The 20,655-nt window shown below is 35.3% G+C and carries 21 protein-coding genes, 2 riboswitches and 1 other annotated feature; of the genes, 4 read left to right on the top strand and 17 right to left on the bottom strand.

Annotated elements, in window-relative coordinates; all coding sequences use genetic code 11:
* The 3 genes from Y7E_RS30380 to Y7E_RS0125540 all read right to left on the bottom strand — a co-directional run.
* Window positions 1-1,065 (bottom strand): SH3 domain-containing protein (locus Y7E_RS30380; protein WP_193352127.1); only part of this gene is annotated, 1,065 nt, incomplete at its 3' end.
* 256 nt (window positions 1,066-1,321) lie between these two features.
* Window positions 1,322-2,752, bottom strand: a complete 1,431-nt coding sequence (gene proS / locus Y7E_RS0125535; protein WP_017154043.1) for a proline--tRNA ligase — start codon at window positions 2,750-2,752, stop codon at window positions 1,322-1,324.
* A 44-nt stretch (window positions 2,753-2,796) separates the two neighbouring features.
* Window positions 2,797-3,006 (bottom strand) — a binding site (T-box leader).
* A 104-nt stretch (window positions 3,007-3,110) separates the two neighbouring features.
* Window positions 3,111-3,395, bottom strand: coding sequence for a YesK-like family protein (locus Y7E_RS0125540; protein WP_017154044.1), 285 nt, complete (start codon window positions 3,393-3,395; stop codon window positions 3,111-3,113).
* A 151-nt stretch (window positions 3,396-3,546) separates the two neighbouring features.
* Between Y7E_RS0125540 and Y7E_RS0125545 the strand changes: the two genes are divergently transcribed.
* Window positions 3,547-4,860, top strand: a complete 1,314-nt coding sequence (locus tag Y7E_RS0125545; protein ID WP_017154045.1) for an alkaline phosphatase family protein — start codon at window positions 3,547-3,549, stop codon at window positions 4,858-4,860.
* Window positions 4,861-4,968: 108 nt separating this feature from the next.
* Window positions 4,969-6,252, top strand: coding sequence for an MFS transporter (locus tag Y7E_RS0125550; RefSeq protein ID WP_017154046.1), 1,284 nt, complete (start codon window positions 4,969-4,971; stop codon window positions 6,250-6,252).
* Between the two features lie 77 nt (window positions 6,253-6,329).
* Here Y7E_RS0125550 and Y7E_RS0125555 read toward each other — a convergent pair whose 3' ends face one another.
* From Y7E_RS0125555 to Y7E_RS0125580, 6 genes are all read right to left on the bottom strand, one after another.
* Window positions 6,330-6,581, bottom strand: coding sequence for a helix-turn-helix transcriptional regulator (locus Y7E_RS0125555; protein WP_081584788.1), 252 nt, complete (start codon window positions 6,579-6,581; stop codon window positions 6,330-6,332).
* 64 nt (window positions 6,582-6,645) lie between these two features.
* Complete coding sequence (locus tag Y7E_RS0125560; protein ID WP_017154048.1) at window positions 6,646-7,887, bottom strand: MFS transporter; 1,242 nt, start codon at window positions 7,885-7,887, stop codon at window positions 6,646-6,648.
* Between the two features lie 64 nt (window positions 7,888-7,951).
* Window positions 7,952-8,536, bottom strand: coding sequence for a TetR/AcrR family transcriptional regulator (locus tag Y7E_RS0125565; protein ID WP_017154049.1), 585 nt, complete (start codon window positions 8,534-8,536; stop codon window positions 7,952-7,954).
* Between the two features lie 195 nt (window positions 8,537-8,731).
* Entirely contained in the window at window positions 8,732-8,986 is a 255-nt protein-coding gene (locus tag Y7E_RS0125570; protein ID WP_017154050.1) for a hypothetical protein, read from the bottom strand.
* Between the two features lie 14 nt (window positions 8,987-9,000).
* Complete coding sequence (locus tag Y7E_RS0125575) at window positions 9,001-9,315, bottom strand: thioredoxin family protein (RefSeq protein WP_017154051.1); 315 nt, start codon at window positions 9,313-9,315, stop codon at window positions 9,001-9,003.
* 10 nt (window positions 9,316-9,325) lie between these two features.
* Complete coding sequence (locus Y7E_RS0125580; RefSeq protein WP_017154052.1) at window positions 9,326-9,697, bottom strand: DnaJ family domain-containing protein; 372 nt, start codon at window positions 9,695-9,697, stop codon at window positions 9,326-9,328.
* A 375-nt stretch (window positions 9,698-10,072) separates the two neighbouring features.
* On the opposite strand from Y7E_RS0125580, the gene Y7E_RS0125585 reads away from it, so the two are divergent.
* Window positions 10,073-12,097, top strand: a complete 2,025-nt coding sequence (locus Y7E_RS0125585) for a glycosyl hydrolase family 18 protein (protein WP_017154053.1) — start codon at window positions 10,073-10,075, stop codon at window positions 12,095-12,097.
* A 42-nt stretch (window positions 12,098-12,139) separates the two neighbouring features.
* Here the strand turns inward: Y7E_RS0125585 and Y7E_RS0125590 are convergent, their stop codons facing one another.
* From Y7E_RS0125590 to Y7E_RS0125600, 3 genes are read right to left on the bottom strand one after another with little or no spacing between them, the layout of a single operon-like run.
* Window positions 12,140-12,808, bottom strand: a complete 669-nt coding sequence (locus Y7E_RS0125590) for a methionine ABC transporter permease (protein WP_017154054.1) — start codon at window positions 12,806-12,808, stop codon at window positions 12,140-12,142.
* A complete protein-coding gene (locus Y7E_RS0125595) occupies window positions 12,783-13,823 on the bottom strand; it encodes a methionine ABC transporter ATP-binding protein (RefSeq protein ID WP_017154055.1) in 1,041 nt (346 codons plus the stop codon). The genes Y7E_RS0125590 and Y7E_RS0125595 overlap by 26 nt, the downstream gene beginning before the upstream one ends.
* Window positions 13,824-13,835: 12 nt before the next feature.
* Window positions 13,836-14,648 carry a MetQ/NlpA family ABC transporter substrate-binding protein gene (locus Y7E_RS0125600; RefSeq protein ID WP_017154056.1) on the bottom strand — a complete coding sequence of 271 codons (813 nt, stop codon included), beginning with the start codon at window positions 14,646-14,648 and terminating at the stop codon, window positions 13,836-13,838.
* An 85-nt stretch (window positions 14,649-14,733) separates the two neighbouring features.
* A riboswitch (SAM riboswitch) is annotated at window positions 14,734-14,847 on the bottom strand.
* Between the two features lie 239 nt (window positions 14,848-15,086).
* Here Y7E_RS0125600 and Y7E_RS0125605 point away from each other — a divergent pair.
* Complete coding sequence (locus Y7E_RS0125605; protein ID WP_017154057.1) at window positions 15,087-15,404, top strand: hypothetical protein; 318 nt, start codon at window positions 15,087-15,089, stop codon at window positions 15,402-15,404.
* A gap of 99 nt (window positions 15,405-15,503) precedes the next feature.
* Here Y7E_RS0125605 and Y7E_RS0125610 read toward each other — a convergent pair whose 3' ends face one another.
* From Y7E_RS0125610 to Y7E_RS0125630, 5 genes are all read right to left on the bottom strand, one after another.
* Complete coding sequence (locus Y7E_RS0125610; RefSeq protein ID WP_017154058.1) at window positions 15,504-17,045, bottom strand: ABC-F family ATP-binding cassette domain-containing protein; 1,542 nt, start codon at window positions 17,043-17,045, stop codon at window positions 15,504-15,506.
* A 415-nt stretch (window positions 17,046-17,460) separates the two neighbouring features.
* Window positions 17,461-18,210: an ABC transporter ATP-binding protein gene (locus tag Y7E_RS0125615; RefSeq protein ID WP_017154059.1), complete on the bottom strand. Its 750-nt coding sequence runs from the start codon at window positions 18,208-18,210 to the stop codon at window positions 17,461-17,463.
* Entirely contained in the window at window positions 18,207-19,205 is a 999-nt protein-coding gene (locus Y7E_RS0125620) for an ABC transporter substrate-binding protein (RefSeq protein ID WP_017154060.1), read from the bottom strand. The genes Y7E_RS0125615 and Y7E_RS0125620 overlap by 4 nt, the downstream gene beginning before the upstream one ends.
* Window positions 19,202-19,978 (bottom strand): ABC transporter permease, encoded by a 777-nt coding sequence (locus Y7E_RS0125625; RefSeq protein WP_017154061.1) that lies wholly within the window; start codon window positions 19,976-19,978, stop codon window positions 19,202-19,204. Before Y7E_RS0125625 ends, Y7E_RS0125620 begins: the two co-directional genes overlap by 4 nt.
* The gene (locus Y7E_RS0125630) at window positions 19,950-20,270 is read right to left on the bottom strand and encodes an MTH1187 family thiamine-binding protein (protein ID WP_017154062.1); all 321 of its coding nucleotides are present in this window, start codon (window positions 20,268-20,270) and stop codon (window positions 19,950-19,952) included. Before Y7E_RS0125630 ends, Y7E_RS0125625 begins: the two co-directional genes overlap by 29 nt.
* Before the next feature lie 101 nt (window positions 20,271-20,371).
* Window positions 20,372-20,472, bottom strand: a riboswitch (TPP riboswitch).
* Window positions 20,473-20,655 lie beyond the last annotated feature (183 nt).

Genomic DNA, 20,655 nt, shown 5'->3' on the forward strand with positions numbered 1-20,655 from the left:
AATTATTCCACTTTCCTGTGTACCATTATTGATTGTTGGTTCCCAAGGTTTTGTTCCTTCTGCATTTCCACTTAGCTTCACAAACTCTAGTGATATGTATCCTTCATTTCCTTTATAACTAATCTTCGCCCAGCCATTTGCTTTTCCTAAGATTGTTACTTTCTCGCCATTTTTCAAACTTCCTAGAATTGCACTACTTGCGTTTGCTTGGCTTCTTACTCGCAGACTTGTTGCATTAATTATTCCACTTTCCTGTGTACCATTATTGATTGTTGGTTCCGAAGGTTTTGTTCCTTCTGCATTTCCACTTAGCTTCACAAACTCTAGTGATATGTATCCTTCATTTCCTTTATAACTAACCTTCGCCCAGCCGTTTGCTTTTCCTAAAATCGTTACCTTTTCTCCTTTTTTTAAGTTTCCGAGTATCGCACTGCTTGTGTTCGCTGCACTTCTTACTCGCAAACTTGTTGCGGTAATTGTTCCACTTTCTTGTGTACCATTATTGATTGTTGGTTGGTCGGTCTGAGGTGCCGTTATATTTTGTACTACTTCTCCAAATTTTAAAAACTCTAAAGAAACGTAACCTTCTTTTCCTTTATACTCAATTTTTGCCCAACCATTTGCTTTACCTAAAACTGTAACTTTCTCATTTTTTGTAACATGTCCAATAATTGAATTTCCCAAAACAGGACTATTCCTTACATTCAAACGTGTCGCTGTAACAACACCCGTTTCTTTTTGTTCACTATTAATTGTTAGTTGTTGTTTCGTTTCAACATTTGGCTCTGATACTTTCATCTTTAAAAATTGCAATGAGACATAGCCTTCTTTTCCATCATGAGAAATTTTAGCCCACTCTTTTTCTTTTCCTAAAACCTGTACTGTTGTCCCTTGCTTTACTTTCCCTACAACTTTACTTTGCGTTGTCGGTTGTTCACGTATATTTAAATTCGTTGCATTCACTGTCGCTGAATTTTCATCTTGTGCAAAAGCATTTGTGGAAACAAGAGATGCTGCAGTTGCTAAAAATGTACCTGTTATGATTTGTTTTGTTGTTTGCTTCATCTATTCATTAGAATATAAACAATGTTATATTCTTCAATCCTCCCTTACTAAACTCAAATTACTATTTAATCTTAACACATCGGCCACCATTCCTTTTTGGTATTATTCTACTTGTTCGTAGAAAACGAGTGAAATAATGAAAACAACATAACTCCACCCTAAAAATACATACTGTACAATTAAACAAATATACAAATAGACCTTTACCCCAAATTTTACAAATCCGAGATAAAGGTCTATTTGAAAACTTACATAATTAATACGCCTTTCCCCAATACACCATATGCTCTGCTTTTTTACCACAACATACACATTCTTGTGCTAATTCTTCTTGCTCAAATGGTATACAACGTGACGAGACTCCAACTTCTTCTTTTAATTTTTCTTCACAAGCTAGATCACCACACCACATTGCTTTAATAAACCCTTGCTTCTCATCAGCCGCCTTCTTCATTTCTTCAAAGGTTTTAACACTATATGTGTTTTCATCACGAAATACCTTTGCTTTATTAAATAGAGAATTGTGAATCTCATCAAGTAATGATGTAATACGCTCTTCTAATTGATCTATTGATACGAACTCTTTTTCCTTCGTATCGCGTCTAACAAGTACCACTTGATTCTTCTCTATATCTTTTGGACCAACTTCTAATCGAATTGGAACGCCCTTCATTTCATACTCGTTAAATTTCCAGCCTGGCGTTTTATTGCTAGCATCTATTTTTACGCGTGCAACTTTTTGAACAATTCCTTGCAGCTGGCTTGCTTTTTCTAACACACCTTCTTTATGCTGAGCAATTGGTACAATAACAACTTGTACTGGTGCTACTTTTGGTGGCATCACTAACCCGTTATTATCACTATGAACCATAATAAGTCCACCGATCATTCTTGTTGATACGCCCCAAGATGTTTGGTGTACATATTGCCATTTTCCATTACGATCTAAAAATTTAATATCAAACGCTTCAGAGAAATTCGTACCAAAATTATGAGATGTTCCTGTTTGAAGTGCTTTTCCATCATGCATTAAACTTTCAATCGTATATGTTGCTTTTGCCCCTGCAAATTTTTCTTTCTCTGTTTTTTGTCCTTTAATTACTGGAATTGCTAAGTAATCTTCACAGAAAGAAGCATACAGGTTTAAAATGTTTAACGTTTCTTCTTGAGATTCTTCTGCCGTTTCATGAATTGTATGACCTTCTTGCCATAAAAATTCAGTTGTACGAAGAAATGGTCTCGTCGTTTTTTCCCAGCGTACTACTGAGCACCACTGATTATATAATTTAGGTAAATCATTATAAGACTGGACAATTTTTGAAAAATGTTCGCAAAATAACGTTTCAGATGTTGGACGAATACAAAGTCGTTCTGCTAACTTTTCATCCCCGCCATGTGTAACCCATGCTACTTCAGGTGCAAATCCTTCTACATGATCCTTCTCTTTTTGCAGTAAGCTCTCTGGAATAAACATTGGCATATACACATTTTCATGACCAAATGCTTTTAATTTTTCATCCATTACTTTCTGTATATTCTCCCATAATGCGTATCCGTATGGACGTAAAATCATACACCCTTTTACACTTGAATAATCAACAAGTTCAGCCTTCTTCACAATATCGGTATACCACTGCGCGAAGTCTTCTTCCATTTTTGTAATAGCTTGTACTTGTTCTTTTGCCATATTCTTTCCCTCCTTTAAAAAATAAAAAAAGCCCGCGTCCCCTAAATAGGGACCGAGCTTTTGCCGGCGTTACCACCCTGATTCATGCACAAATAAATTGTACATGCTCTCTTTTTGATAACGGGAACTTCCCGCTGCATATGCAGAACGCAAAGGTAGGTTCCATATCGCCTTTTTAAGAATCTTCCAGCCAAACGGATTCTCTCTCTACAAAAAAGGTGAGACATGTACTAATCCTTTTTCATCGTTATAACGAAATAAATTTGTTGAATATCATAATATAAATTCTATTTTAAAACAATAGCTAATTTTCTTACTTTTATATATTCTTTTCATTTTTTTCAGTTTCATACTGAATTTACACATAATTTTTCCGAAAGAGTTTTACAAATTGATGAGTAATCATACCGATGATTGTTCCCACTAAAACAAAGAAACATGCAATGCCATAACCCATTCCATCCCAACCACCAACAGCGAAGATGGTAAACGGAAAGAAAGCTAAACAAAGAAGAATTAAAATAAGTGCAAATATAATATCAAACGACCTCTTTGGAAATTGTTTCTTTAATAAAAATGAAATAGCAAATACAACGAGAATTGTTACCGCTCCAATTATAAAAAACACTTCAAATCCATTCATCCTATTCCCTCCTCCCATTCATTTCCTTATTATTCATTATATGTTTTAAAATTCAAAAAATAAATAATAAACTTTCTTAAAAAATAAGTTTTTATTACTAGGTATTAATAGTAATATATAATAATAAGTTATATAACAGGAGGGATATATAATGGAGCAACCATTAACAAATCATGTAATTGTCTTATCTTTTGACTGTTTATCAGCTTTAGATTTTCCTATATTACAAGAACTTCCTCATTTTCGAACTTTAATAGAACAAGGTGCAATTGCAAAAAAAGTAGAAGCTATTTATCCTTCTGTAACATATCCAAGTCACGCCACTATTGTAACTGGTAACTATCCTAACAAACATGGTGTTGTAAGCAATACATTATTTCAGCCTGGCAGGGAATCACCGGATTGGCATTGGTATCGCCGTTCTATTAAAGGGACGACATTATATGACGAGGCACGAAAAGCAAATTTAACAACCGCTGCCCTTCTATGGCCTGTTACAGGGAGAGCAAAAATTGACTACAACTTACCTGAAATCTTTCCAAACAGACCGTGGCAAAATCAAATTCTTGTTTCATTATTTAGTGGAAGCCCGCTGTATCAACTAGATTTAAATCGTCGTTTTGGTCATATTAGAAACGGGTTGTCACAGCCTGAGCTGGATGATTTTGTTCTCGCCTCTGCTGTACACACCATACAAACGAAAAAACCTAACGTCATGCTTGTTCACTTTACAGATTTAGATACACAAAGGCATTATCATGGATTTTCTTCCCCAGAAACAACAGCATCTATTCAGCGGCACGATGAAAGACTCGGGAAGATTATCAAAGCATTAAAAGAAACTGGTATATATGAAGAAAGTACAATTATTGCTCTCGGTGATCATAGCGCTCTAAGCGAGAATAAGGCTATTCAATTAAATGTTCTTTTCCATCAAAAAGGACTCATTTCAGTAAATCAAAGTGGAACATTAACAGCTTGGAAAGCCTATTGTCAAAGCTGTGATGGTTCTGCTTATGTACATGTAAAGGATAAAAATGATATCCAAACTATACAAACTGTCCAACAGCTTCTTGAAGAACTTCTTCAAGATACACAAAATGGAATCGAATTTATCCTTCATGATGAAGATGCAAAAGAACGGGGTGCTGATGGAAATTTCCTTTTTATGCTTGAGGCAAGGGAAGGCTATTACTTTACCCAAAACTATACAGGAGAGTTTATAAAAGAAATCACGGAAAAAGATGTAACTTCCAGTAAAAAATATACGTTTGGTACGCATGGATATTCTCCAACAAAACCAAACTATGAGACCATCTTCATGGCTGCTGGAAAAGGCATTAGTCAAGGTGCGGTCATTCCATATATGCGTCTCATTGACGAAGGACCTACCATTGCACGGTTGCTCGGATTACATCTTGGTGAAACCGACGGAACTGTAATAGAGGATTTACTTCAATTGTAAAGAAATGTGTATATATGTAAAAATCATGTAAAACTTACCTCTGTTTCTCTTTTTCCTATTTTTATTTTTGTACACTAATGTTAGAACGACTATAAGGAGGAACATTATATGAAAAAAATGTCCAGACAAGAAAAAAGCTGGATATTGTATGACTGGGCAAACTCGGTATACTCGCTCGTCATTACAACTGCACTATTTCCTATTTATTTCAAAGCTGCTGCAAAAGAAGCAGGTCTATCTGGAGCAACTTCAACAGCTTTTTGGGGATATGCAAATTCTTTCTCTACACTTCTAATCTCTATTCTCGCTCCTATTCTTGGTACAATTGCCGATTATAAAGGTTTTAAAAAGCGCTTTTTCACATTCTTTTTTGGACTCGGTATTATATTTACAAGTATGCTAGCAGTTGTACCTACATCACAATGGTACTTACTACTAGGTTGCTATATGCTCGCTTTAGTTGGATTTGCTGGAGCAAATATTTTCTATGATGCATTTTTAGTGGATGTCACAACAGAAGATCGAATGGACCGAATTTCGACTCGTGGCTTTGCATTAGGATATATCGGAAGTACAGTTCCCTTTATCGGCTGTATTGCTCTTATTATCCTTTCCCAAAAAGGAACAATCCCATTATCAGTTGGTATTGCCAGTCAAATTTCCTTTGCAATTACAGCTCTTTGGTGGGGATTATTTACGATTCCGATGCTCAAAAATGTGGAACAAACACATTATATTGAACGTCATCCAAAACCGATTACAATGAGCTTTAAGCGTTTAGCTCATACATTTAAAAATATCCGTCAATATCGTACTGTATTTTTGTTCTTACTTGCTTATTTTTTCTACATTGACGGCGTCGATACAATTATTACAATGTCCACAGCTTATGGAACAGACCTTGGTATTAGTGCGACAAACCTACTTATTATTTTATTTGTAACACAAATTTTTGCTTGTCCATTCGCTTTGCTGTATGGGAAACTATCTGAAACGTTCAAAGGCAAAAAAATGCTATATGTTGGTATTATTATTTATATCGTTATTTGTGCATACGCTTATTTCTTAAAAACAACACTCGACTTTTGGATTTTAGCAATGCTTGTCGCAACTTCTCAAGGCGGAATTCAGGCACTCAGTCGCTCATATTTTGCAAAGCTTGTGCCGAAAGAATCCGCAAATGAATTCTTCGGATTCTATAATATTTTCGGTAAGTTCGCAGCTATTATGGGTCCAGTATTAGTTGGTGTGACTACTCAACTAACAGGAAAAACAAATGCTGGTGTACTAAGTATTATCGTTTTATTCATAATAGGTGGATTCATACTAACACGAGTACCGGAAAATGCAACTTCTGTTACACCACCTGCTCCAAAGTCGGAAACACTATAATAGAAAATGTCCCTTTCTTCATACAGAAAGGGACATTTTTTTATTATTCTATCGATATCATTTCACCACTAAAAACTCTACTGCTTATACAAAAATAATTTATCAACCGTTGTCCCTAACACTTCAGCTAAACGAAATGCCAGTGCTAAACTTGGATCATATTTATTATTTTCAATTGCATTTATCGTCTGTCTGGAAACTTTACATTTATCAGCTAATGCACCTTGTGAAATATTATTATCAGTGCGCAATTCGTAAATTTGATTTTTCACATCTTTTCTCCTAACCTGTAAAATTGTTTTTACAACATCAGTATATATTTGGTACATGGAGTTGTCAAAAAATTCCCACACAAAAAAAGAAGCGTAAATCGCCCCTTTTCTAGTAAAATTCCTACACCAAAGAATCCGTAAGCCCCTTTTGATTTCCATCCTCTTTTTTATTTCTGGCTTCTTCATTTATTCTCATACGTAAAATTGGTAAAATCGCGAGTAGAATAAGTGACATCGCTATACAAAATACAATAATAAGTGATGTCGCTTCTTTTAATCCCCCAGCTAGTGAATTTCCAATTAGCATAGTTCCCATAAAAAGTGGTAAAATTGTACCATTTACACGTCCTACCATATTCTCCGGTACGAGCTGAATCATAAGCGTTCCAACAACAATGTTAACAACGGCTAGACAAATTCCCGTTCCAAATCGCATGAAACTAGTAATCCAAAATGATGTAGATAATCCTTCTACGAGAAAGGAAATCCCCAATACTAGCAAACCAAACACAAACATTTTTTTCGGATGTACTTTTGAAGCAAAAACTGCTGCAACGATGCCTCCAATTAGCATACCTATTCCATCAGCTGCTGCTAAATATTGAACAGCCTCCTTTTCCATTCCTAACCGTTCAATAACAAGAAATATTTCTAATGGATTTGTTAATCCTACCGCTAACCCCATAATCGCGAAAGTAATTGTAATCATACATAAATTTTTTGTTTGAAGGACGTACCTCCATCCTTCTTTTATATCATTCCATAATGAGATACTTTCAGGCTTCTCTTTTTCTATCCATCTTGGTAAAAACGAAAGAGTAATAGCCGATAACGCAAACAATCCAATTAGGCTATATAGTGAAGTAAACAGTCCCAGCTGCGTATACACAATCGATCCTACAACTGGCCCGAAAATTATAAATAGCGACTGTAGCGTTTGGTTTACTGCAATTGCGTTTGCAACATGTTTTTCTTCTACATAACGTTTAAATATTCGTGACGATGAAGGCTGAGAAAATTGTCCAACAATTGCTGAAACAAGAGTTGCAAAAAATATAGCCTGCCAATAATCAATTTTTAGCAGTAAAACAATCCCTATAATAGATAACGTACTTAGCATATCTCCAGCTACCATCGTTCTCTTAGGATTCCAACGATCTGCTAGCGCACCACCAATGAATGAAAAAATAAAAATAGGTGCGTATTCCATAACTGATAATAATGAAACTGAAACGGGATCATTATTTGTTCGCTCCATAATGAAATACAAAAGTGCCATATTCCGAATCCAAATCGCAAACTGCTGCAAAATATCAGACGCCATAACAAGCATAAATGCTCGATTTTTGAATAAATCTTTCATGTTATTCCTCCTTTTTATAAACCGACCGTTCAGTCTATTTTAATGTGAAAGAAAAGCTGCTGATTTATGATTCAGCTGCCATTCCTTGTAGCAATACATCAATTGCTTTTTTGTAAATTCGCTTCATTTCTGCAGAATCTAACTCGTAGTAAAGTACCCCAAGCCCAGATAGTAAACCATTCACAATATACATAAGATCCCGGATATCTCCTTGACGAAATTCTCCAGATTTTATGCCTTCTTCAATTAATTTCTCAAAAACACCATATGATGCTCTTGCTAAAACAAGCATTTCATCTAGAATTTCTTTGCTTACAACTTGACTCATAGAAAATTCTTCAACTGCACTAAAAATAGGATGTTGTGTATCCTCTACGTGGTACTCAGCAAGCCCATATAATTTTTCAGTACTCGTACGATACTGCTTTTCTTTCTCATTCCACTTTTCAAGCCAATCATACGTGTGCTGTTTTACTACAAATAAAAATAATTCTTCCTTACTTTTAAAATGATAATAAATGCTACCTTTACTACGTTCAGTAATTTCACAAATGTCTTCCATAGATGTTGCAGCGTATCCTTTTTGTGAAAACAACTCTTCTGCTTGATACGCTATTTCTTTTTTTATCTCTTCTGCACTTTTTCTCATGTTCACACCTCACAAAACCGACCGTTCAGTCTAATAATAGCAAATATAAAACCTCTTTTACAAGAGGCTATATTCCTTATTTATTAATACATTACACTTAAACAAACGTTTGTTTAGCTGATTCTATACGGGGTCAAGCCAACTAATCAAACGTTTGTTTAAAAAGAAATACGCCCATAAAGAACGTATTTCTCATTAATCTCCACCGCCACCACAGCTACCACCATCTCCACCTGAAAAACCGCTATCTCCTCCAAAAGAACTCCCACATTCGTTTGAACTATCACTATCAGATCCTGCAAAGAAAAGTGGTGTAGAAGTCGCTGTAGTTGTCGTACTATCACCATTACCTGTTTTATAAAGATTTACTTTCCGCTTATTCGATCTTATTGATTTTACAATCATTCCAATTAAAACTAAAAACAATAATGCCGCTATTACAAATCCCATATCAAATACCTCCTTTATTTTTTTAATAACTGTAATGATCGTTCTATCTTCTCTAAGGAAATAAATCTTGACTCACGAAGTATCTCTTTTCCTTCATGAAATAATAAAATGGTTGGAGCTGTAAATACTAAATACTTCGCTGAAATTTCTTTCATATCCTGTAGTGATATTACAATGTTTTCTACAGCGTGATATTGTTTCAATAAGTGATTTACTTTCTCTAACATCACATCACAAACACCACAATTTTCGGTTTTTATGAATAAAAGTAATAGCCTTTGTTCTTCAATATATGCTACTAATTCTTCTATCGTTTGAAATTTTCTCATGTTACCCCTCTTAGCGTAATTTACGAAACACTTGATTTTGGTACATACGAAATGCTGAATTTCCTTTTATTTTTCTCTTCTCCATTAACTGGTGAAATCGAAGCGTTTTTTCTGTTAACTCCTCTTTTAATTTTGCTCTCTCCGTTTCATCGTAACAACAAGCTATTAAATCTTCTATTTTCAATATATCCTTTTGTAATTCCATCTCTGCCGGAATCATACCAGCGTTTTTCAAAATTTTGTAGCTCATTCTTAGGTCTGGAAGTACCATTGAAAGGTCTTCTAATTGCAGTGGTTTCCCTTTACCTGGAAGGTCATCAAGATCACCATTATTGATTGATTGACGAATTCTTTCTTCAGCAATGCTTAAGAAAACATCCACTTCATTCCCTCCCTTACATATTTTTACTATTATTTTACATGAAATTTCATATCGCTGCTATGATATGAAACAATAACTTCAAACAATTTTTTCTCAAATTATCCTCTAAATTGAAATTTTTGAATCGATTTGACTAGATATATATATATAATTCGCATTATAGCTATTCTTATAATTGAGAAAATCCTTTCTGTATAAATAAAGCGTTTACACAAAATCTTACATTTGTTACGATGTAATCAATCTCTCTTACTTGTATAGACTTCGTGACATCTGTTCGTTTTAGTAGTCTAGACATTTTTACGTCTAGATTCATTTTGATTTATTGGCAATAGCCATTAAATATATTTTTTTATTTAGAAAGGGGAAATGATTATGAGGTCAAAAAAAATCACATTCCTGTTCCTATCTCTACTACTCTTCCTACCTCTTTTTCTTACAAACTTTATTACTCCTAGTTTTGTATCAGCAGACTCCTCCAAAACAAATCAAAAGATTATTGGATACTTTCCTTCTTGGGGTATCTATGGCCGCAATTATCAAGTTGCCGACATCGATGCATCAAAGCTTACTCATTTGAACTATGCTTTTGCTGATATTTGCTGGAATGGCAAACACGGGAATCCTTCTACACATCCTGACAATCCTAATAAACAAACATGGTCCTGTAAAGAATCTAGTGTACCATTGCAAAATAAAGAGGTACCAAATGGTACTCTTGTACTAGGCGAACCTTGGGCCGATGTTAATAAATCTTTTCCAGGCTCGGGTACAACATGGGAAGATTGCGACAAGTATGCTCGCTGCGGAAACTTCGGTGAGCTGAAACGTCTAAAAGCAAAGTACCTTCACTTAAAAACAATTATCTCAGTTGGAGGCTGGACGTGGTCTAATCGTTTTTCTGATGTAGCTGCCGATGAAAAAACACGGAAAATATTTGCAGAATCTGCAGTCGCCTTCATTCGTGAATATGGTTTTGATGGTGTAGATTTAGATTGGGAGTATCCAGGCGTTGAAACCATACCAGGAGGAAGTTATCGTCCTGAGGATAAGCAAAATTTCACATTACTCCTTCAAGATGTCCGAAATGCTTTAAATAAAGCAGGCTCTGAAGATGGAAAACAATATTTATTAACAATTGCGTCAGGGGCAAGTCAGAGCTACGCTGATCATACAGAGTTGAAAAAGGTTTCCCAAATCGTGGATTGGATTAACATCATGACATATGATTTTCACGGCGGATGGGATACAACTTCTAATCATAATGCTGCATTATACGGAGATCCTAAAGACCCAGCAGTTGGTACAAAGTTTTATGTCGATGGAGCTGTTGAAATTTATAAAAGCGAAGGTGTACCAGCCGATAAAATTGTATTAGGTGTTCCTTTCTATGGTCGTGGCTGGAAAAGTTGCGGAAAAGATAACAACGGACAATATCAACCTTGTAAACCAGGAAGTGATGGGAAACTAGCTTCTAAAGGAACTTGGGATGATTATTCTACAGGAGATACAGGTGTATATGATTATGGTGATTTGGCAGCTAACTACGTAAATAAAAACGGCTTTGTTCGATACTGGAACGACACTGCTAAAGTTCCATATTTATATAATGAAGCTACTGGAACATTTATAAGCTATGATGACAATGAATCTATGAAATATAAAACGGATTATATAAAAACAAAAGGTTTGGGTGGGGCAATGTTTTGGGAATTAAGCGGTGACTGTCGCACCAGTCCAAGATATAGTTGTAGTGGCCCAAAACTGCTTGATACGTTAGTTACAGAATTACTAGGTGGACCTATTAACCAAAAAGATAATGAAGCCCCAACAAATGTGAAAAATATTACAGTCACAAATAAGAATTCAAATCTAGTCCAATTATCTTGGACTGCATCTACTGATAATGTTGGTATCACAGAATATGAAATAACCTCTGGGACTGAGAAATGGACAGCAACTACGAATAGCATTACGATTAAAAATTTAAAACCAAATACAGAATATACTTTTTCAATTGTCGCAAAAGATGCGGCTGGTAATCAATCACAACCGTCCTCTATTACTGTCAAAACCGATGATGGTAGTACAACTCCACCAGGGGGAAATGGTAATGTGACATTTTCAGTTACTTCAAACTGGGGAAATGGCTACAACTTCTCTATTACAATTAAAAATACAGGAACAATCCCTATTAAAAATTGGAATTTAGAATTTGATTACAACGGAAGTTTAACACAAGTTTGGGACTCTAAACTTGTAAGTAATACAAATAACCACTATGTTATTACGAATGCAGGATGGAATGGTGACATTCCTGCTGGTGGAACAGTTACAATTGGTGGTGCTGGGACAGGAAATCCAGCAGAGATTCTAAATGCTGTGATATCTGGAAACTAAATAAAAGACGATATCTCTTCTTTATTGAGATATCGTCTTTTATCAATCTTTCTTTAATTTTCTAGCAATCCCATTACCTAAAGACTGTAATCCTTGAACAAGAATAATCAAGATAAAGACCGTTGCATACATAACTTCCGGTTCATACCGTAAATGACCAAATCGATATGCTAAATCTCCAAGTCCACCTGCACCTACCAGTCCAGCCATTGCCGTTGCACCTATTAGTCCAATCGTTGCGATCGTTAAGCCAAGCACAAGAGATGGACGCGCTTCTCTAACCATAACGTGCCAAATAATTTTCACAGTAGAAATCCCCATCGCTTGATATGCCTCAATTACACCACGATCCACTTCTAGTAAAGCTGTTTCCATTAAACGTGCAATATAGGGAGCTGTAAATACAACAAGCGGTACAATCACACCTTTCACACCAATTGAAGTCCCCATAATCAGCTTTGTAAACGGTAGAATGAAGAATAATAGAATAATAAATGGAATAGAACGAATGACATTAATAATTGTATTAAAAATAGGGTATACAACTTTATTCTCTAGTTGACCACCAGGCCTTGTTAAAACAAGTGTTACTCCTAGTGGTAATGCAATAATAATTGATATAAGTAGTGAAATTGATGTCATTTGAAATGTTTGAATCGTTGCTTCCCATATCATCTTACCCCATTCATCCCAAAAGGACTTGTTTCCCATACTCTTCCCTACCTCCTTCTACAATGATCCCTTGTTCCTGTAAAAATACTAAAGCTCGGTGTACCTCGTTTTCTTCACCTTGCATATGAACAACGAGCTTACCATACGCTTCATGTTTTAGTTGTGTAATATTGCCGGATAAAATATTGGGATACACTTGAAATCGTTTTGTAGCAACAGCCAATGCTGGTTCTCCTGAAGAGTTCCCTATAAACGAGAGTGTTACAATCTCTCCAGTATTTTTTAGCTCTTTCTGTAATTCTTCTGGAATTTTGGCTGCAAAAGCGCTGTTCACAAATTTTTTCGTTGTTACATGTTGTGGATTTGTAAAAATGTCTTTTACTGTGCCACTCTCAATCACAGCCCCATGCTCCATTACAGCAACTCGATCACATATACGTTGTATTACATTCATTTCATGTGTAATTAGCAAAATCGTAATGCCTATTTTCTCGTTGATTTCTAATAACAAATCTAGAATAGAATCCGTTGTTTCTGGGTCTAATGCACTTGTCGCTTCATCACTTAGCAAAACTTCTGGTTCATAGGATAGTGCGCGCGCAATCGCAACACGTTGTTTTTGACCACCAGAAAGCTCACTTGGATATGCATCTTTTCTATCAAAAAGGTCAACAATACGTAAATACTTTTCTACTCTTTTTTCAATTTCAGTTTTTGAAATCCCAGCTAGACGTAAAGGTAATGCAATATTTTCATAAACGTTGACTGTTTTTAATAAATTAAATCCTTGAAAAATCATCCCAATTTTTTGTCTCGCCTTCGCTAACTCTTTTGTAGATAAATTTGTTAAATCTTTTTCATTTACAATGATATTTCCTGTTGTTGGCTTTTCTAATAAATTGACACAACGGATTAATGTACTTTTACCAGCACCACTATATCCGATGATTCCGAACACTTCTCCTTTTTCTACTTTAAGAGAAGTTGGTTTAAGAGCTTCAACCTTACCTTTTTTTGTTGTAAATACTTTGGATACATTTTTCAATTCAATCACTATAGTCAGCTCCTACCAAGACGGCAAAACAGAACCATCGAATTTTTTCTCAATAAACTCTTTTACTTCTTTAGACTGATAAGCTTTCTTTAATTTTTTTACAGCTGCATCATCCTTATTCTCTGTACGAACAACCACCCAGTTTACATATGGTGAATCTTTTCCTTCACGGAAAATAGAATCTTTAGCTGGACTTAGTTTCGCACCTAATGCAAAATTCGTATTAATTGCTGCTGCTTTCACTTCATCTAGCTGCGTTGGTAATTGTGACGCCTCTAACTCAACAATTTTCAAATTCTTCGGATTCTCAATCACATCTTTTGCAGTTGCCTTCTCTGTTGCTTTTGGATCAACCTTTAAAACACCTGCTTTTTCAAATAATTTTAATGCCCGAAGTTCATTCGTTGGATCATTTGGTACAGCAATTGCATCTCCATCTTTTAACTCTTTTACATCTTTTAAGTGTTTAGAATATACTCCCATCGGGAATGTTACCGTTGAAAACACTTCTGTCAATTTCATATCACGCTCTGCTTTAAATACATCTAAGTAGGACTTCGTTTGATAGCTATTCACATCAATATCTTTTTCGTCTAACGATACATTGGGCGCTACATAATCATTAAATATCTGTAAATCAACTTGTAAGCCATCTTTTGCCGCTACTTCTTTTACTTTTTCAAAAATTTGTTCATGTGGTCCCCCCGTTACACCAACTGTAACCTTTTTCTCATCTAGCGCTTTTGCTTCCTTATTCGAATCCGCACTACATGCGCCTAATAATAATACCGCTCCACTTACAATACTTAGCACCAACTTCTTCATATAAAATTCCCCCTCAATATATCTGTTCTTAAACAAAAAACACCTCTCAAATAAGAGAGGTGTCGAATAGACAAAATAAGCTCCTCTCTTATCTTCCAAAACGAAAATCGTTTTGCAGGAATTAGCACCTTAGCTTATTATTCATAAGCTCGGTTGCCGGGCATCATAGGGCCAGTCCCTCCGCCACTCTGGATAAGAGTATCTGTATTAAATTTTCCAAAAGTTATGGTACTAATAGTAAATCTTACAAAAAATTTTGTCAATCATATTTTTCTGAATATAAACTTTTTACACATAACAAATCAATTCAGCTAGTAACCATTTCTAGAGATACTATCAAAGTTTCTGATTGATAACCATATACAAGTTATCCTCATAATGAATATACTAAATAAAAGTAAATACTTTATACTTATATACGAAAAGAGGCTATATTGTATGCACGAAAAAAACGCTATACAAACCCTACTATTATCTCAGATAGAAAAACTATCCCAATCCTTTCATTACGACTTTTTATATGAAGAGGGACAACAAGGAACACTATGCCAAATCCTTTTACGAGATGATAACGGTTCTATCGTAGCAACACCACTTAGTTTTCATATGCTGATAAATGAAGTTGCTGGGAAAGGCGAACTTATTTTTTATCATGAACATGGTGAATTTCATCGCCAAAAATTTGATATTTATACGGAAGACAGCATTGTTAAATTACTATTATTCATTCAAGAACGATTACAAGTAAACCAGTAAATAATCTGAAAGCAGCTACTTAACATGTAGCTGCTTTCACAATTTTCTCACTAAAATATTTTATGCCTTTCCCATGATGCTCCTAAATAAATAGCTCTCTTATTTTTTAGTAACATCCATTTCCTCTAGATTCCAAACTCGAGTCACCCAAGAATCGTAAAAAGAAGGCTCATGAGAAACGAGTAAAATGGTTCCTTTATATTGTGCTAGTGTTTCTTTTAATGCTTCTTTCGCATACACATCTAAGTGATTCGTTGGCTCATCTAAAATTAAGACATTACTCTGCATTAACATAAGTTCACATAAACGTACCTTCGTTTGCTCTCCACCACTTAAAAAACAAAGAGGCTGTCGAATATGCTCTTCCTTTAAGCCACATCTTGCTAAAGATTGACGAATTTCTTTTTGTGTCATATCTGGACGTCTTGACCATACTTGCTCAAGTGGTGTAATTTCTGTAGCAAATTCTTCTTGTGCAAAATATGCGGGCTTTACTTTCTCTCCAATACGAACTGCCCCACTTAATGGTTCTAGTTGTCCTAGTAACGTTTTTAACATCGTTGTTTTTCCTATTCCATTATGACCAACAATCGCAATTTTTTCGCCCCTTTTTACTTGTAAATCAAATGATGGAAATAATGCTTCTGTATAACCAAATTGTATTTTTTCCGCTTGTAATATACGACTCACAGGTTCAGTGTAAACTTGAAAATGAAAACGTGGCCTTGGTGCATCGTTAGGCTCTCCAACTCGTTTCATTTTCTCTAATACCTTTTCACGGCTTTTCGCCTGCTTCGCTTTTCGGATTTTATTTTTTTGAATAAAACTCTCTAAATTTGCAATTTCCTTTTGCTGTCTTGCATAAGCTGCTTGTAATTGTTGCTTCTGAAGTTGGTAACTTTCTAAAAATCTTTTATAATTCCCCGTATAGCGCTTAATCGTCTGTCCCTCTAAATGATAAATAACATTCGTAATATTGTTTAAAAACGATTCATCATGAGAAACGACAATATAAGCATGCTCATACACTTGTAAATATGCTCTTAGCCAATCTATATGAACTGTGTCTAAATAGTTTGTCGGCTCATCCAGCAATAAGACATGTGGCTTCTCTAAAAGAAGCTTTCCAAGTAATAACTTTGTACGCTGGCCACCACTTAATTTTGAAATATCTTTTTTCATACCTAAGTCTGCCAAACCTAACCCTGCTGCTACTTCTTCTATTTTTGTATGAACTTGATAAAAATTTGAGCCCTCTAGTATATTTTGTAATTCTCCATATTGTACTAATAGCTTCTCTAACTCTGCTTCCTTTGCCATCTTTTCAGCAATGAGTATCATTTCACGTTCAATCGTATACAGATGAGAAAATGCACTTTGTAAATATTCTTCAATCGTTGTCCCTTCTTGTAAATCAATATGCTGCTCTAAAAATCCCACCTTCGCATGTGGAAACCATTCAATCTTCCCTCCATCAGGCAAAACTTCTCCAGTTAAAAGACGAAGTAACGTTGATTTCCCTGCACCATTACTCCCAACAAGCCCGGCGTGCTCACCTTGTAATAATCGAAAACAAGCATTATATAAAATGGTTTTATCTCCATACGTATGCGTAAGATTTTCTACTGTTAATACACTCATTTTTGTTCTCTCCTTTTCTTTATAACTAACAAGCCAAATAGAGAGAACAGCAAAATAAAGATCTTATTGAATTGTGTATACATGAAAAATGAGTAAGGTGAACACACCTTACCCATTACAATTTATTATCGTAAAAAAGGATTAAGGCTCTTTACCTGCTGTCTTCAATTTGGCTTAAACTTTAAAAATGGGCAGACTTCTCCCATATCAAGCTAAAACCATTTGAAGAACAGTCGATAAAGTCATCTTATCCTTTCACTCCTTTATGAATCATTATTGTCTTATAATAAGCATGTACCATGCTCTTATATTTTATTCGTTATGAATCTTTTTGTTCCTCTTTTTCATTAAAAAATTTTTTCAAACAAAAAGCCTCTTAACAATTATTATATCAAAAATTGTTAAGAGACTTTTATTACTTCTGCATATAAGGAGCCAATATTCCTAAAATCTCCGCTTTATCTTCTTTCAGCTCAAGAGATGTTAACATTTCCATCGTTCGAGGACGGGGTAAGTTAACATTCACCTCACCTACAATTGTTGCTGGTCTTTGAGACATGATAAACACACGATCAGACAATAATATTGCTTCGTCTAGATCATGCGTTACCATCACAATTGTTTGCTTCTCTTGATGCCACGAATTTAAAAGCCAACGATGTACTTCCATTTTTGTAAATGCATCTAACTTACCGAACGGTTCATCAAGTAGCATAATCGGCTTTTCACATAAATAGGTACGAAGAAAACTAATACGCTGACGCATACCACCAGATAATGCATCTGGATAATGATTTGCATATTCAGCTAGACCAAACTGCTCTAAGGCTTCCATTCCTTCTGTAAGTCGCTCTTTCTTTGGCTTCCCTTCAATTTCTAGTGGAAGAACAATATTTTGCAGTGCTGAGCGCCATGGAAGTAACAAATCTTGCTGTGGCATATAACTTACAATATCTTGTTTTTGAACAAGGGTATCATTATAGGCCACCTCACCACTAGTCGCCTCTTCAACACTCGCAATCAAATTTAATAACGTACTTTTTCCGCAACCACTTGGGCCTACGAACGAGACAAACTCACCTTCTTGTATAGAAGCACTAATTTTTTCTAGTACATTTTTCCCATCAAATGCTTTCACAACATCTTTTATTTGTAATCCGGTCATTTTTCACTCGGAAGGAATTCGTTTGTAAAGGCATCTTTTACTTCAATTTTCTTTTTAATAACTTTGTTATCATGTAAGAAATTCATGTAATTCGTCCAAACTTCTTCCTTCTGTACTCCCCACGCTTTCGCATCATCTTGATACTTCGTACTTAACCATTTTTGGCTCTCTTGTACTAACTCTTTATTAATGTCCGGTACATTTTTAATTAAAATATCAGCAGCTTCTTTTGGCTCTTTAATTGCAAAATTATATCCTTCTGCTGTTGCACTCATAAACTTTTTCACAAAATCTTTATCTTGCTTTGTATGCTTTTCACTTGTAATAATGACTGGACTATAGAAATCTAACGCTGGATCTAAATCTTTTACCATAATTGTATTTAATTCTTTTCCTTGTCGTTTCGCTTCAATGCCATCCCAACCATAATAAATCCATTCAAAATCCGCATCGCGACCAATCGATTTAAGAAAATCTGTTTGTCCAAGAACAATCTTTTCTACTTTACTAAAATCAGCTTGATGTTTATCCATAATTGTTTTTAACGTCGCTTCTTCTGCTGGTGCCCCCCAGCCCCCATAACGCTTTCCTTCAAAATCTTTCGGGGAAGTAATATTATCTTTTTTCAGTGATGCAAACGCTGACGTGTTATGCTGAATAATTGCTCCAATCGAAACAACCGGTATTCCTTCAACACGAGCCGATGTTACATTTTCTTGATAACTCACACCGAAATCAGCTTTTCCTGAAGCAATCATTTGCTCTGCCGATACGTTATCACCTGGCTGAATAATTTCTACATCTAAACCTTGTTTTTTATAGTAATCTTTCGTCTTCGCTACATATAAACCAGTATGATTTGTATTTGGGAACCAGTCCAAAACAATTTTTACTTTCTTTCCTGTATCTGTACTCTCCTCTTTCTTTGCTGCATTACAACCAACAACACTGGCTGCGAGTAAAGCCGCTAGCATCACTTTTAGTCCCTTTTTCATTTTTTATCGTCCTTTCTGTATATCCATGGTGCTGTTAGTCTTGCCATAAATTCTACGATAAAATACAAGAGCAATGTCACCATTACGATAATTGCTGCGATACCAAATACACGAGCTGTTAAAAAGGATTTTGTTGCGCGCGTAAGCATGACACCTAATCCTTCACTCGCACCAAGCCATTCCCCAATAATCGCTCCCATCACGCTATATGTAACGGCAATTTTTAACCCTGAGAAAAAGTATGGAAGTACAGCTGGAAATTTCACCTTTTGATAGGTTTGCCATTTTGTCGCACGCATTGTTTTTAATAACTTGAGCATGTTTTTATCTACGGTTTGAAAACCTTCTAAAATACTAAGAGCAATTGGAAAGAAGCAGACAAGAATAACGACCATTACCTTTGGCAACATTCCATATCCAAACCAAATAATAAATAGAGGTGCTAGCACCACAATCGGAATTGTTTGCGAAATAACGAGTAACGGATTAATTAAAATGCGAAATAGCGGAATAACATCCATAATAATTGCAATACTTGTTCCAAGTAAAATCGCAAAAAACAAACCAATTACAACTTCTTGCAGTGTTTGCATTGTATTTGGTAACAATAAATCTTTCATTCCAACTAGCTCTTGGACAATCGCAGAAGGCTTTGGTAAAATCCACGACTCAATTTGAAATAATGTAACCACTCCTTCCCATATAGCAATGAGAAGGATTAGCCAAATCGTTGTAATTGTTATGTTAGATCGTTTCTGGTTTTTCATATTCATCACGGTACTTCCAAACTTTCTCATCAATCGTTACACCAGTACTTGGACGATAATGGATTTTAATAGAAGTAATAACCTCTTCTGCTCCAGCATCGACACAAGCTTGTTGTGCACGCTTAATGACATCAAGAAGCACGTCTAATTCTCCTTCTAGCGTTGTTTCCATCGCACCTACTTCATAGCGAACACCCGATTGTTGTACGACTTCAATTGCTTTATCAACAACAGCATATACATCATTCGTTTTTGCTTGCGGTACTACTGAAAATGAAATTGTAACTTGTTGTGACATATTAAAATCCCCCTTGCAAAATATGTTTGTAAAAAGAAAAGGCTTTCCTACCATCACGTAGGAAAGCCTTGTATGCAAGTTATTATAGAATAACATATGCTACATCACTTTAAGTAACTCCCTACGCTGGCATTATCCAGATCAGGTTGAGGGTCGATGCTTTTTACATCCTCTCAGCCAATTGGCTCCCCGGTCCTTAATTCGTTTTCATTGTAGCATGATTTATTTTTTCAAACAAACTTATAACACAGAAGACATTGCTTCTGTTCTATTAGATTACATTTCAAAATAACTTTATTAGAACATAAATGAAGCAAGATAACTAAATCGTTTTTTTAATAAAATTTATTGTGAAGAAACACACAGAAAAAGTTCTTTTTTCTAA

This window comes from Bacillus bingmayongensis (assembly GCF_000299035.1).
GTDB classification, from domain to species: domain Bacteria; phylum Bacillota; class Bacilli; order Bacillales; family Bacillaceae_G; genus Bacillus_A; species Bacillus_A bingmayongensis.

What these genes read in the sequence shown, in the direction of transcription:
- proS (WP_017154043.1), bottom strand. Translation starts at nt 2,752, where the DNA reads ATGGCAAAAGAACAAGTACAAGCTATTACAAAAATGGAAGAAGACTTC.
- Y7E_RS0125540 (WP_017154044.1), bottom strand. Translation starts at nt 3,395, where the DNA reads ATGAATGGATTTGAAGTGTTTTTTATAATTGGAGCGGTAACAATTCTC.
- Y7E_RS0125545 (WP_017154045.1), top strand. Translation starts at nt 3,547, where the DNA reads ATGGAGCAACCATTAACAAATCATGTAATTGTCTTATCTTTTGACTGT.
- Y7E_RS0125550 (WP_017154046.1), top strand. Translation starts at nt 4,969, where the DNA reads ATGAAAAAAATGTCCAGACAAGAAAAAAGCTGGATATTGTATGACTGG.
- Y7E_RS0125555 (WP_081584788.1), bottom strand. Translation starts at nt 6,581, where the DNA reads ATGTACCAAATATATACTGATGTTGTAAAAACAATTTTACAGGTTAGG.
- Y7E_RS0125560 (WP_017154048.1), bottom strand. Translation starts at nt 7,887, where the DNA reads ATGAAAGATTTATTCAAAAATCGAGCATTTATGCTTGTTATGGCGTCT.
- Y7E_RS0125565 (WP_017154049.1), bottom strand. Translation starts at nt 8,536, where the DNA reads ATGAGAAAAAGTGCAGAAGAGATAAAAAAAGAAATAGCGTATCAAGCA.
- Y7E_RS0125570 (WP_017154050.1), bottom strand. Translation starts at nt 8,986, where the DNA reads ATGGGATTTGTAATAGCGGCATTATTGTTTTTAGTTTTAATTGGAATG.
- Y7E_RS0125575 (WP_017154051.1), bottom strand. Translation starts at nt 9,315, where the DNA reads ATGAGAAAATTTCAAACGATAGAAGAATTAGTAGCATATATTGAAGAA.
- Y7E_RS0125585 (WP_017154053.1), top strand. Translation starts at nt 10,073, where the DNA reads ATGAGGTCAAAAAAAATCACATTCCTGTTCCTATCTCTACTACTCTTC.
- Y7E_RS0125590 (WP_017154054.1), bottom strand. Translation starts at nt 12,808, where the DNA reads ATGGGAAACAAGTCCTTTTGGGATGAATGGGGTAAGATGATATGGGAA.
- Y7E_RS0125600 (WP_017154056.1), bottom strand. Translation starts at nt 14,648, where the DNA reads ATGAAGAAGTTGGTGCTAAGTATTGTAAGTGGAGCGGTATTATTATTA.
- Y7E_RS0125605 (WP_017154057.1), top strand. Translation starts at nt 15,087, where the DNA reads ATGCACGAAAAAAACGCTATACAAACCCTACTATTATCTCAGATAGAA.
- Y7E_RS0125610 (WP_017154058.1), bottom strand. Translation starts at nt 17,045, where the DNA reads ATGAGTGTATTAACAGTAGAAAATCTTACGCATACGTATGGAGATAAA.
- Y7E_RS0125615 (WP_017154059.1), bottom strand. Translation starts at nt 18,210, where the DNA reads ATGACCGGATTACAAATAAAAGATGTTGTGAAAGCATTTGATGGGAAA.
- Y7E_RS0125620 (WP_017154060.1), bottom strand. Translation starts at nt 19,205, where the DNA reads ATGAAAAAGGGACTAAAAGTGATGCTAGCGGCTTTACTCGCAGCCAGT.
- Y7E_RS0125625 (WP_017154061.1), bottom strand. Translation starts at nt 19,978, where the DNA reads ATGAATATGAAAAACCAGAAACGATCTAACATAACAATTACAACGATT.
- Y7E_RS0125630 (WP_017154062.1), bottom strand. Translation starts at nt 20,270, where the DNA reads ATGTCACAACAAGTTACAATTTCATTTTCAGTAGTACCGCAAGCAAAA.